Annotated in this window: 11 protein-coding genes and 1 pseudogene; 8 read left to right on the forward strand and 4 right to left on the reverse strand. The window is 37.1% G+C overall.

All coding sequences use genetic code 11. The features are described from left to right. Positions 1–32: 32 nt before the first annotated feature. From G6554_RS26225 to G6554_RS26235, 3 genes and pseudogenes are all read right to left on the reverse strand, one after another. Complete coding sequence (locus G6554_RS26225) at positions 33–242, reverse strand: hypothetical protein (protein ID WP_347564310.1); 210 nt, start codon at positions 240–242, stop codon at positions 33–35. Between the two features lie 324 nt (positions 243–566). Continuing rightward, a pseudogene (locus tag G6554_RS26230) lies at positions 567–734 on the reverse strand (nuclease-related domain-containing protein); the annotation flags it as partial. Then, positions 716–943 (reverse strand): hypothetical protein, encoded by a 228-nt coding sequence (locus tag G6554_RS26235; protein ID WP_347564311.1) that lies wholly within the window; start codon positions 941–943, stop codon positions 716–718. The pseudogene G6554_RS26230 and the gene G6554_RS26235, both read right to left, overlap by 19 nt. A 252-nt stretch (positions 944–1,195) precedes the next feature. On the opposite strand from G6554_RS26235, the gene G6554_RS14455 reads away from it, so the two are divergent. From G6554_RS14455 to G6554_RS14480, 6 genes are all read left to right on the forward strand, one after another. After that, a complete protein-coding gene (locus tag G6554_RS14455) occupies positions 1,196–1,867 on the forward strand; it encodes a YesL family protein (RefSeq protein WP_166243039.1) in 672 nt (223 codons plus the stop codon). A gap of 14 nt (positions 1,868–1,881) precedes the next feature. Then, positions 1,882–2,829 (forward strand): carbohydrate ABC transporter permease, encoded by a 948-nt coding sequence (locus G6554_RS14460; RefSeq protein ID WP_207343052.1) that lies wholly within the window; start codon positions 1,882–1,884, stop codon positions 2,827–2,829. A 29-nt stretch (positions 2,830–2,858) separates the two neighbouring features. Next, a complete protein-coding gene (locus tag G6554_RS14465; protein WP_166243041.1) occupies positions 2,859–3,692 on the forward strand; it encodes a carbohydrate ABC transporter permease in 834 nt (277 codons plus the stop codon). Between the two features lie 54 nt (positions 3,693–3,746). Then, the gene (locus G6554_RS14470; RefSeq protein WP_166243043.1) at positions 3,747–5,096 is read left to right on the forward strand and encodes an extracellular solute-binding protein; all 1,350 of its coding nucleotides are present in this window, start codon (positions 3,747–3,749) and stop codon (positions 5,094–5,096) included. Positions 5,097–5,381: 285 nt separating this feature from the next. Beyond that, complete coding sequence (locus tag G6554_RS14475; RefSeq protein ID WP_166243045.1) at positions 5,382–7,202, forward strand: histidine kinase; 1,821 nt, start codon at positions 5,382–5,384, stop codon at positions 7,200–7,202. Beyond that, a complete protein-coding gene (locus tag G6554_RS14480; protein WP_166243047.1) occupies positions 7,195–8,457 on the forward strand; it encodes a response regulator transcription factor in 1,263 nt (420 codons plus the stop codon). Before G6554_RS14475 ends, G6554_RS14480 begins: the two co-directional genes overlap by 8 nt. 51 nt (positions 8,458–8,508) lie before the next feature. On the opposite strand, the gene G6554_RS14485 is transcribed toward G6554_RS14480, so the two are convergent. Then, complete coding sequence (locus G6554_RS14485) at positions 8,509–9,666, reverse strand: ROK family transcriptional regulator (RefSeq protein ID WP_166243049.1); 1,158 nt, start codon at positions 9,664–9,666, stop codon at positions 8,509–8,511. Between the two features lie 250 nt (positions 9,667–9,916). Between G6554_RS14485 and G6554_RS14490 the strand changes: the two genes are divergently transcribed. Together G6554_RS14490 and G6554_RS14495 are read left to right on the forward strand one after the other, a co-directional pair. After that, positions 9,917–11,185 carry a nickel pincer cofactor-dependent isomerase, group 22 gene (locus G6554_RS14490; RefSeq protein WP_166243051.1) on the forward strand — a complete coding sequence of 423 codons (1,269 nt, stop codon included), beginning with the start codon at positions 9,917–9,919 and terminating at the stop codon, positions 11,183–11,185. 18 nt (positions 11,186–11,203) lie between these two features. Continuing rightward, entirely contained in the window at positions 11,204–11,974 is a 771-nt protein-coding gene (locus G6554_RS14495; RefSeq protein ID WP_166243053.1) for an SDR family oxidoreductase, read from the forward strand. Positions 11,975–11,997: the final 23 nt, after the last annotated feature.

The following is an 11,997-nucleotide window of genomic DNA, read 5'->3' on the forward strand; positions in this document are numbered from 1 at the left end:
CTTTCAAATACTGATATAGGAAAGTACCACTTTCACTCGTAAAAGACCCATCGTCGGTTGCCAAAAATTTTAAAGTTTTCCCCAAGAATTCTTCTAATTCTCCTTTCAGAATCTACCACCCCGCACCATTCATGAACAAGACTCGTTGTAATCTTCAAATCAGGAAAAAGCAGTTTTATTTCCCTCACACTCCGCAAAACTGCAGCTTCCATCAACTCTTCATGCCCACAATCACCGCACACACATTTCTTCCCCTGAACGGATATCGAAAACGAGTCGCACACTTCACAAGTCATCCCCTTTCGCAATTGCCCATATGTATATGAGGGTAGCGTTGTATAAGGGTTTTTTTCTATATGAAGGGAAATCAACTTATCTGCTAGCATTTTATGTCTACCGTTTAATTGCGATGGTGTCGAATCTAATTTCTTCAAATAATTTTCTACTTGTGTTGGAAAAATAAATGGTTTGTCCATGGGGGCTTGGTATAAGGTGAATTTAGGATTGATAAAAACGACCTGTGCCTCGATAGGAAAGTTATACCCAATATTCTGTAGTAATTGACGGAGCAGGGATTCGCTGCGATTCAATTGGGTTAGTGGATTACTATATTCTTTTTGCGGCTTCTTATATAATATATCTTTTTCGGAATCGTAAAAATAATCATCTTCATTATTTTTAACTTCATAAAAACAAACTTTGGAAGAAATAATAATTAATGTATCAACTGAAATGTAATGTTGTTTACCTTTAACAGCAAATCATTCAAAATATAGCACTCACATTGGAGTTTCTCCGTTAATGTATCAAACATTTCCTCTCCTTCATATCCCTTTTTTAGTCTGAAATAACGCTGCTTATCCTTTTTCGGCATCGTCATTCGTATTTTTAAAACTCTCAAAATCAAATATTCTTTAGATCTAATACGAGGCTTATAAGCCATATGCCACATCCTTTCTTCAAGTCCATTTTATTAAATAAGATAGGTGATTTTGGCCTCTCTAAGTGAAAGTTTTGTTAAATTTTATTAAAAAATAACAACATGATAGCAAAAAATATATTTCAGGATTTTACAAAATGTCAAAATATTTTCGAATGGGTAAAAAAAATCTATATGAATATTTTGAAAATTTACTTACAATTATTAATATAGTCATTGAACAAATGAAAAATACAGACCAATGGGGGAGGAACGATGGAATCTTACAGACTTATAAATAATGTAAATGCTGCTTGTGACTGGGTAATGAAATTACTTTATCTTAATCTCCTATGGATCCTATTTACTCTTGCAGGATTGATAATAGCTGGGCTATTTCCGGCAACGGTTGCTATGTTTACAGTCATGAAAGGGTATCTTGCAGGTGAAAATGTAAGGGTTTTCAATGCGTTTAAGAAGGTATATAAAGAGGAATTTAGAAGGGCAAACCGACTGGGTCTCGTGCTCCTACTCCTACCAATTATTTTGTATACGGATTGGCAATTTACGAACTATTTATCCGGAACCGTGGAAATGATGGCTAAGGGAATTCTCATTGGCAGTACTTGTTTATACGTGGTGATGCTAATTTATATCTTCCCAGTCTATCTACAGATAAACAGGAAGGTGTTTACAGCCTTGAAAATGGCTTTTCTAATCGGAATAACGTATCCCTTCAATACTTTTATGATGCTTACTTCTATCGCATCCTTATTATTTTTATTTGTCTTCCTTCCGATGGCGGGATATCTCTTTTTTTCAAGTGGTTTAGCATGTATGGTGTCGTTTTTCTCTTTCCGCTTATTTCAAAAAATAGGAGACCGGGCAGAGAAACTACAAAATAGGGAAAGACCACGATGGACATCAATAACTAACACGATAGATTAGGAGAGGTGAGGGATATGAATATTGAAGCAAAAACTGTATTTGAAAAAGTAGACGTCGAAGTGAAAGTAAAGAAAAAGAAAAGTGCCATCCAAAAACGAGAGAGTTTGACAGGTATTTTGTTTGTTTCCCCGATGTTGATCGGCGTGAGTGTGTTAACGCTTTTACCAATCCTGGCAACTTTTCTATTAAGCTTTGCAGATTGGAATTTTATTGTTGGATTTAACTCAATCAAATTTGTGGGATTGGATAATTTTAAAGCTCTATTTGAAAATGAAGTGTTTCTAAAATCGGTGTTGAACAATTTACTTTTTCTACTAACAGTTCCATTATCCATGTTATTCTCATTAATCATTGCCATCGTCATTGATAAACATGTGTATGCAAAAAGTTATTTCAAAGTAGCCTTTTTCATGCCCTATATTTCAAGTATTGTTGCCATTGCCGTAGTTTGGCAGGTTCTATTTAATCCGACTGAGGGGCCGATCAATCAATTGTTATTTTCACTTGGTATTGATAATCCGCCAACCTGGATAGCAGATCCGGATTTCGCGTTAATCTCAGTTATGGTTATTCAGATTTGGGCATCAATCGGATTTAGTATGATTATCTATTTAGCCGGTTTGCAGTCGATTCCAAAAGAACTTTACGAAGCAGCAGATATGGACGGGGCACGGGCATGGGATAAATTTAAACATATCATGCTTCCGGTTTTATCGCCGACAACTTTCTTTCTATTAATCACAGGAATCATTGGCACATTTAAAGTATTCGATTTAATTGCTGTATTAACCAAGGGCGGGCCAATTAATTCAACCACCATGTTGGTATGGCACTTGTATGAAAGTGCGTTTGTTAATTTGAAAATTGGCTATGCCTCAGCGATTGCGGTGGTCCTCTTCTTCTTCGTGCTGATCATAACCTTAGTGCAGTGGGTTGGACAGAAAAAATGGGTGAATTATTAGGTTGACGAAATGAACAAGGAGGGACATCCATGGAGAAAAAAATTAATCTTCGGAAGACCATCATTACGATTATTGCCTTTATTGTAAGCATCGCCTTTTTACTTCCCTTTATTTGGATGCTATCTACCTCTTTTAAAATAGAGGCAGATGTATTTAAATTTCCGATCGAGTGGATACCAAAAAGATGGAACGGGATCGAAAACTATAAAGAAGTTTGGTTAGGTAAATATCCTTTTGCATTATATTATTGGAATTCGATTAAAATCACGGTGATTACGACACTTATTTCCGTAACAGTATCCGCGATGGCTGCATATGGATTCTCAAAAGTGAATTTTCCGGCAGGTAAATTCCTGTTCATTATTGTGTTGGCCACCTTCATGGTGCCACAACAGTCAATTTTAGTGCCTCAGTTTATTTTATATCGTTATTTGGGACTTTTTGATAGCCATATTGGATTAATTCTATTGGGAAGCTTTAGTGTTTTAGGTACCTTTATGTTACGACAATTTTTTATGGGGATTCATTCAGATTATATCGATGCCGCAAAAATAGACGGTGCAGGCCATTTTAGAATATTCTGGTCAATTGCCCTGCCAATCGTCCGACCGGCAATCGCCACCTATGGAATCTTACGATTCATTTGGACTTGGAATGATTATCAGAATCCGTTGATCTTCTTGCGTACTGATGGGTTATATACGATTCAGTTAGCCATGCAAAAATTCACCTCATTGAATGGCGAATTTTACTCATTGATTATGGCGGCGGCGGTTTCATCTATTCTTCCGCTCATTATTGTCTTTATTATCGGCCAGAAGCAGGTAATTGAGGGGATTGCACTTGGCGGTGTAAAGGGGTAATTTCAGATTCACAGCATCAAAAAAATAAATACTAACTAATAGGGGGTAGGGAAAGTGAAAAAAATTCTATTATTGTTTTTAAGCCTCAGTTTAGTTCTAGGAGTCCTCGCTGCCTGCAGCAAGCCTGATAAGACATCAAGTTCAGGCGAAAAGGGTGATACGGAAGAACCGGTCACAATTAAATTTTATACACATGGTACTGAAGATGGTTACGCATGGGATAGAACAATCAAAGCTTTTGAAGAAAAGAATCCAAATATCAAAGTGGACGTTGTTCAATTAAGTGAAAAGCAGGATAGTCAAGAAGCATTGAAAAAGATTGATTTAGCTGCCGCTTCAGGAGAAGAAATGGATGTCGTCATGTTCACAAATACCGCTAACTACGCACAGCGAGTAAATTTAGGTATGCTGGAACCACTAGATGAAATGATTAAAAAAGATGGCTTTAAAATGGAAGATGAATATAAAGTTGATACTAAGATCAATGGCAAATATTACGGTCTTCCAGGAAAATATGTATCATGGTTTGTCCTGTTAAATAAAGACCGGTTAGATGCGGCAGGACTTGAAGTTCCGAAAAGTTGGACATGGGACGAGTACATGGAATACGCTAAAAAACTGACGAAAGACGGAAAGTATGGAACCTACTTTCATGGTCCGTGGCAAGGTGCATGGGCAAACTATATGAGCCTAAGATTACAGTCACAGGAAAAAGATGCCGGTTTCTTGAAAACCGACGGAACCTCCAATATCGACAGCCCGCTTTATAAGGAATCACTAGCAATGCGTGTGAAAATGGAGAAGGAAGACAAGTCAGCGGTCCCATATTCTTCGATGATTTCACAAAAAATGAATTATCGTGATCAATTCTTTACGCAGCAGGTTAGCATGATTATTACAGGAACCTTTATGATTGCGGAACTTGGAGGATCAGAGCGATTCCCGGCTGATTTCAATGTGGCAGTCGCACCATTCCCACAAAATAAAGTAGACGAAAAAGGTGCATATTCCGCGGCTGATGCCGATATTTTGGGTGTTGCAGCTAACTCGAAACATAAAGAGGCCGCATACAAATTTATCAGATGGTACACAACGGAAGGGCAAATTGCTCAAGGAATTAATATTTCATCATGGAAAAAAACCACAGATGACCAAGTAATCAAATTAATCAATGATACTCTAGCAGAAGCCCAGAATCCTGAAAAGGTTGATAAGGAGTCTTTAATACACTCTGTTCAAACAACTATTTCAGCTAAAGTAGGAAAACCAGTACCATACCAGTCGGAAATTGACTTAGCACTTTCTACAGAATTTGAAAAATTAATTCTTGGGAAACAAAGTCTTGACGAAACAGTAGCAAGCTCTAAGAAAGTCGTACAAGAGATAATTGATAAAAATAGGTAAATAGATTAATCCCAACTTTCTTGCAATTGAAGCTGAGTATATAATAGGGACAGGGGCGATACCCGCTTTTTTAGCCCCAATCTTTATCAAAAGATAAGAAAGAAATCTTGATTTTGAGAATTGTCCAGCTCCAGCGCCCTAGCGGCTAATGTCCTTCGCTCTCCGCCCTACGATAAGTCAAGCACGAATGCGCCTCCGGCTCTTCGTGTTTCCTTTATCTCAGTTGGAGTGCTCCAGGCCATACGCCGCTGACCAGGGCGCTTGCGCTTTTCGAGGAGGTTGGAAGTGAAAACGCGAGTGATACATTTCGTATCGTCCCTGTCTTTTCGTGATAGAGTCCTTTTAATTGCGATAACATGTTTGATCCTTCCTGCCATAACGACATTCACCGTCTACAATTATTTGACAAAAGATGCTGTGAAAGAGCAGGCCATTAGTAGTGCACAAAATGAATTAAAACTTACAAATGAATATTTGAAAAAGGAATTTGAAGATATGTTATACACGCTGAATTTTATTCAGCTCGACACAGAGCTAAACACAATCTTTAAATATCCAAGTAGTTATTCCTCGGCATTAGAGAATGGAACAGAATATGATGAATTCATAAATGATCAAAAGGTTCAACAGAAATTAGATACAATTACTTTATTAGATCAGAAGGCATACGTGACAATCCTGCTGAATAACGGGAAATTTTATACGAACTATTCATTCCATGAATTTAATCCGCTCGAGTTAAAAAACGAACCATGGTTTAAAATCTTAAGCAGGCTAAAAGGATATCGGTCTATTTGGATTGCCCCCCAGCCAACCATGATTATATCTGAAAGAAAAAATAATCCTTTTCAATTATCTGTTGCAAGACCTTTACGTGACAGTAATCAAGGTGTCTACGGATATGCTGTGGTGACAGTGATGGAAAATAGAATCATAGATATATTAAATAGCGAAAATACCGGCCATAGCATGATACTACTAAATGAAAGAAATAATTTGATTGCAAAGAATCAATTTTTTGATTGGAAACTTACTAAGGAAGTGACCGAAGAATTAGGCCGCAATACATCAGATGTGATGACAATAAAAGGTGAAAAATATTTGATTAATTCTCGCGAACTTTCTATTACAGGATGGAAATTAATCTCTCTTAATCCTTATGAAAATGCGATCTCGAAAATTAATGCGATTTTCAAACGGGTATTTCTCGTTCAAGCACTTGCTTACGTTTTATTTTTAATTTTACTTGTCTATCTTTTACGGAAAATATTAAATCGACTGGTGGATTTAAAAAACTTAGCAAAAAAAGTTCAAAAGGGCGATTTATCAGTGCGATCTGAAGCGAAGGGGAACGATGAAATTGCCACCCTTTCAACTTCCTTTAATCTTATGTTAGATAAGGTTAATAAAGTAATCGAGGAGAATACACTCACCGAAACAAGAAAACGACAAGCAGAATTGGCGATGTTACAAGCGCAAATAAATCCTCACTTTTTGTTTAATGTATTAAATTCGATTCGCATGAAAGTGATGATGAAAGGTGATTATGACAGTGCTGGAATGCTTAGTTCATTATCAAAGCTTTTAAGAATGACAATCGATAAACATAAAGGGATGATCCCTTTTCATGAAGAATTAGCGATCAATAAAGACTATATTCGTTTAATGAATATGCGCAAACGGCATAAGATTGAATTGAAAATGGAAGTTTCCATCGAAACGTCAAACATTAAATTGCCACGATTAGTATTACAACCAATTATTGAAAATGCCATCATTCACGGGTTAAACGAGCAGGAAGGGCACATTTTGATTAAAGCACATTACACCTCTCCTACTTTTACCATTGAGATTGAAGACAATGGAACAGGGATGCGGAAGGAGCACCTTACTAGAATTCAGGAAAGACTGAGTAATCCGGGATTAGAAACTTCAGCTAAAAGTGAACGAAGCGAGGGATTTTCAAGTATTGGCCTATCAAATGTTTATGAAAGAATAGCATTAACTTTTGGTGAAGGCTTTTTAATGCAGGTACAAAGTGAACCGGACAAGGGTACCAAAGTATCCATGTTTATCCCTATTCAAGAGGAGGAAAATCATGTATAACGTAATGTTAGTAGATGATGATTATCCTGTGTTGGAATTCCTTTCAGAAATGATCGACTGGGATGGCCTTGGGCTGACATTGCAAAGTACCCATGTAAATGGAATGAGTGCTTTAAACGAAGCAGAAGAAAGTATGCCTGATATCCTTATAACAGATATAGGCATGCCAAAATTAAATGGAATTGAACTAACGAAAAGATTAAAGGGAAAATATCCTTCATTGTTAGTTACAATCCTATCGTGCCATAATGAGTTCGAATTCGCGCAACAGGCGCTTAAATTAAATGTTCAAGAATATATCCTCAAAGATGTGTTAGATGTAAATGAAATAATACATATACTGCGCCAGTTTGTAGATACACTTAACAATGAAAAGAAGAATAAAATGAATCAATTACAAATGGCTCAAACCATCGAACAAAACAAGGGGTTAATGTTAGAAAGATTTATAAATAAAACAATATATCATCCCATCCATAATCCGAATGTTTGGCAGGATGAAGCTTATTTACTAGGCTTCCAGCCAAATCAACGATATATGGTTATCCTTTGTATGATTAATCAATATCAATCAGTTCTTCATTATTTTCAATCAACCGATTTGCTAAATTACTTTATTCAAAATGTCATAGCGGAGGTAGTGGAAAAGGATGGAGTAAATGCCGTTCATGGTCAATTTGAAAAAGAGAAATCCTTTTTATTTGTAAGCATGGTGGAAGACGAGGAATTTCTAAAAATAAAAAGCTTGATGAAAAAGATACAAATTATTTTTCAGGACACCTTTGGAATTTCTCTTTCATTTAGAAAGGGCCATGCTGCTGAAAAGCCCGTAGATATAAAAATGCAAATGATGAAACTGATCGAATTCAATGATTCAAAAATCTGTTCAAACACAGAAATTGAAAATGCCTGCAAGTATATTTTAGATAATCTGCATAGGAAAATAACGTTGGAAGAAGTAGCGAATTACCTGCACCTAAATTCCAGTTATTTTAGCCGATTATTTAAAAAGGAAATTGGTGTTAATTTTGTTAAATATGTTGTGAAACTGAAAATGAACCGTGCTAAGGATTTATTGGATCAAACCAACTATACCATTCTTGAGATTAGCGAAATGTTAGGATATGAGAATCAGAGTTATTTTAATAAAACCTTTAAATCATTTGAGGGTATAGCACCGATTGAATATAGAAATGGGGTAATGCGGATAAAAAGAAAGGAAAAAGCCAACTCACATTTCAATTTTGTGAATTGACCTTTCCGGTTGTTTTATTCGTTTTTTTCATGGTAAGCTACCTTTTCTCCATTAAAGCGATAAGCAGATAGTTGAGACATTCAAAAACTTTTTAATCGCAAAAGCACATGCGCCCATTACACACGCTTTGTTTCCCAGTTCTGATACCCGCAATTCACAATAATGGCTAATCGTTGAAGTAAGATGATTTTTTATTTCCGCTACAGCATCCTGATAGTTTCGAAGTAATTCACTGTTAATGACCAAAATCTCAGGATTATAGAGATTGATAATATTATTAAGGCCAATTGATAGATACTTAATATATTGTTTCATTTGTTCACACGTAATTGGTTCTTGCCCCCTGATTAACTTTTGAATAGCATCATAGCTTAATTCAGGAGTATTCTGCTTTTCAGATAATTGTTTCATGAAGCTTGATTCTGATGCATATTGTTCCCAACACCCGAAATTCCCGCAGCTGCAGGGTATTCCGTCAGGAACAATGATCATATGGCCAATTTCGCCTGCATAGCCATGATAGCCCTTAAGTGCATCACCATTCACCATTATGCCTAGTCCAATTCCGGAGTACAGACTGATTGATAACAAATTCTCACTTTGATGATGTTGATAGACCTTTTCGGCAAAAGAACACAAATTTGCATTGTTTTCGATATAAATGCTCACACTGGTTTGGGTTTGTAGGTCATCTTTTAAATTTTTGTTGTGCCAGCCGTGCTGCGGAACAAAATAAATCATCTCGTCATTATTTACAATCCCGTGAATCCCAATCACTACCCCTGACAGGCCATAACGAGCTTCTGAACATTGCTGTTTGTAAGCGTTTATTTGTTTGATCAACATTCCAAGAATAACATCATAATCAGAGGTATCTAGATGAATTGTATCTGTCTGAACCGGCAAACCGCTAATATTAGCTAAGGCAAAGGTAACCGAATGTTTATCAAGGTCAATTCCAAGTACAAATCCAGCCTGTTGGTTGATGGAGAGCATGATTGGTCTTCTGCCAAGATTCTTATGATCTTGCTGGGTCTCGATAATTAAATCCTCCGCTAGTAAATCAGCTGCTTGAACAGAGATCGTTGCTTTATTTAGACCTGTAATTTTTGCCAGGTCGGCTCTGGATATCATCCCATGTTCAAAAATTTTACTTATGATTAACGATCGGTTGAGTTTTTTGATGTATGCAGCATCACCTGTAATCATGTAAGCCCTCCTTGAATGATAATTCGGTAAATAATCCTACATATTTATTGACGAAAAGGTTAGCATAATGATATTATACAGTTAATTAATTTGTTTGGTAAACAAATTAATTAAAGAAACACATAAATTATGTTAGTATGTTTTTTGAAAGGGATTACAGACAGGAGCTTATAAGAAAATGGACTTCCTGTTTACATGGAAATTTATCCAATGTGGAAAACTTACATAAGGAAAAGGAGTGTGTTAGTCCGTGGGTATACTTCAAGAATTATTAAAAGATATTCCTGTACCAAAAATGGCAAAAGTGAATGTGAATTTTGATGACAAAATGATTGATGACCTTCGTAAAGCTTTAATGGAAAAATTACAACAAGAACAGATTATAAAGACCGTTCGGCCTGGAATGGAAATTGCCGTGGCTGTCGGCAGCAGGGGGCTTGACCGTCTCGTGGAATTAACTGCGGTAACGGTTCAGTTTTTAAAAGATTTAGGGGCAAAGCCATTTATCGTCCCTAGCATGGGTAGCCACGGTGGTGCAACCGCAGAAGGACAGCGGGAAGTATTAGCACATCTCGGGGTTACAGAGGAAAGTGCGGGCTGTGAAATCCGTTCATCGATGGAAGTAGTAAAGATCAGCGAATTACCGAACGGTTTGCCTGTATATGTCGATAAATATGCCTCAAAAGCTGATGGGATTGTAGTGATCAATCGTGTGAAGCCGCATACGGCATTCCGAGGACCTGTGGAAAGCGGGCTTATGAAGATGATTAGTATCGGCTTAGGGAAACAAAGAGGGGCCGAAGCCTGCCATCAAATGGGTTTTAAATATATGGCAGAAAATGTGCCGGCGATGGCGAAAATCATCATGGAAAAAACACCATTTCTATTTGGAATAGCGACAGTTGAAAATGCCTTCGACAAAGTGGCAATTGTGGAAGCATTAACACAGGCTGAGATTATCGAAAAGGAAGCTGGATTACAGACACAAGCAAAAGCATTATTGCCAAAGTTATATTTTGATCAATTGGATGTCCTTGTGATTGATGAAATTGGAAAAAACATTAGCGGTGATGGAATGGATCCAAATATTACAGGTCGTTATCCCACACCATATGCAACAGGCGGCCCAGATGTTAACAAAATGGTAGTGCTGGATGTAACGCATGAATCAGAGGGGAATGCCAATGGAGTAGGAACCGCAGATTTTACAACCAAGCGTCTATTAGACAAAATGGATTTAGAAGGAACCTATGCAAATGGGTTAACATCAACCGTTGTGGCTCCTACAAAAATAGCTACGACATTACCAAATGATAAACAAGCAATTCAGGCCGCTGTAAAAACAAGTAATATCTTAGATTTTAGAAATGTCAAACTGGTTCGCATTAAAAATACCTTGAAACTTAGTGAAATTGAAGTATCCGAACCGTTGCTTGACTATATAGCAAAACATCCAAATATGGAGCAGGTTTCGGATCTATATGAATTTCCATTCGATGAAAACGGGAATTTATTTTAACAAAGAGGAGAGAGAGAAATGACAAATTTATTTGATCTAACAGGAAAGACGGCGGTAGCAATCGGGGGAAATGGTGTATTAGGCTCTGCCATGGCAAAAGGATTGGCAGACCACGGAGCTAAAGTAGCGATTGTTGGTCGTAATTTGGAAAAGGCAGAAGAAATTGTTAAACAAATAGTCAATAACGGTGGAGAAGCAAAGGCGTTTTCAGCAGATGTTAGTTCTAAAGATTCCTTGGTTCAGGTTGCGAATGAAATCGAACAATGGTCTGGTGGCTGGGATATTCTCCTGAATGCACCTGGAACAAATAGTGCGACACCTTTCTTTGAACTTGATATGGATGAATATGATAAAATAATGGATATCAACTTAAAAGGGATTGTCCTAACCTGTCAAATTTTCGCGAAAAGAATGATTGAGCAGGATCGTAAAGGCAGTATCATTAACATTTCATCTGTTTCATCGACAACACCGCTTTCAAGAGTATTTACGTATTCTGTTTCGAAAGCAGGTCTTAACAGTGTAACACAGTTCTTAGCACGTGAATTTGCACCTAATGGAATTCGTGTGAATGCGATTATTCCAGGATTTTTCCCGGCAGAACAAAATCGGAAAATATTAGACAAAGAACGAATCGAATCGATCATGAGCCATACCCCGATGAATCGCTTTGGTGAAGCAGAAGAATTACAAGGTGCTACTGTTTGGCTCGCTTCAGAAAAGGCATCAAGCTTTGTCACTGGTGCAATGATTCGTGTCGATGGCGGATTCGGCTGTATGACAATCTAATCATATTTTTGCTGCATATGAAA

Origin of the sequence: Bacillus sp. MM2020_4 (genome assembly GCF_011250555.1) — a bacterium.
In the GTDB taxonomy this organism is placed as follows: domain Bacteria; phylum Bacillota; class Bacilli; order Bacillales; family Cytobacillaceae; genus Neobacillus.

What these genes read in the sequence shown, in the direction of transcription:
- G6554_RS26235 (WP_347564311.1), bottom strand. Translation starts at nt 943, where the DNA reads ATGGCTTATAAGCCTCGTATTAGATCTAAAGAATATTTGATTTTGAGA.
- G6554_RS14455 (WP_166243039.1), top strand. Translation starts at nt 1,196, where the DNA reads ATGGAATCTTACAGACTTATAAATAATGTAAATGCTGCTTGTGACTGG.
- G6554_RS14460 (WP_207343052.1), top strand. Translation starts at nt 1,882, where the DNA reads ATGAATATTGAAGCAAAAACTGTATTTGAAAAAGTAGACGTCGAAGTG.
- G6554_RS14465 (WP_166243041.1), top strand. Translation starts at nt 2,859, where the DNA reads ATGGAGAAAAAAATTAATCTTCGGAAGACCATCATTACGATTATTGCC.
- G6554_RS14480 (WP_166243047.1), top strand. Translation starts at nt 7,195, where the DNA reads ATGTATAACGTAATGTTAGTAGATGATGATTATCCTGTGTTGGAATTC.
- G6554_RS14485 (WP_166243049.1), bottom strand. Translation starts at nt 9,666, where the DNA reads ATGATTACAGGTGATGCTGCATACATCAAAAAACTCAACCGATCGTTA.
- G6554_RS14495 (WP_166243053.1), top strand. Translation starts at nt 11,204, where the DNA reads ATGACAAATTTATTTGATCTAACAGGAAAGACGGCGGTAGCAATCGGG.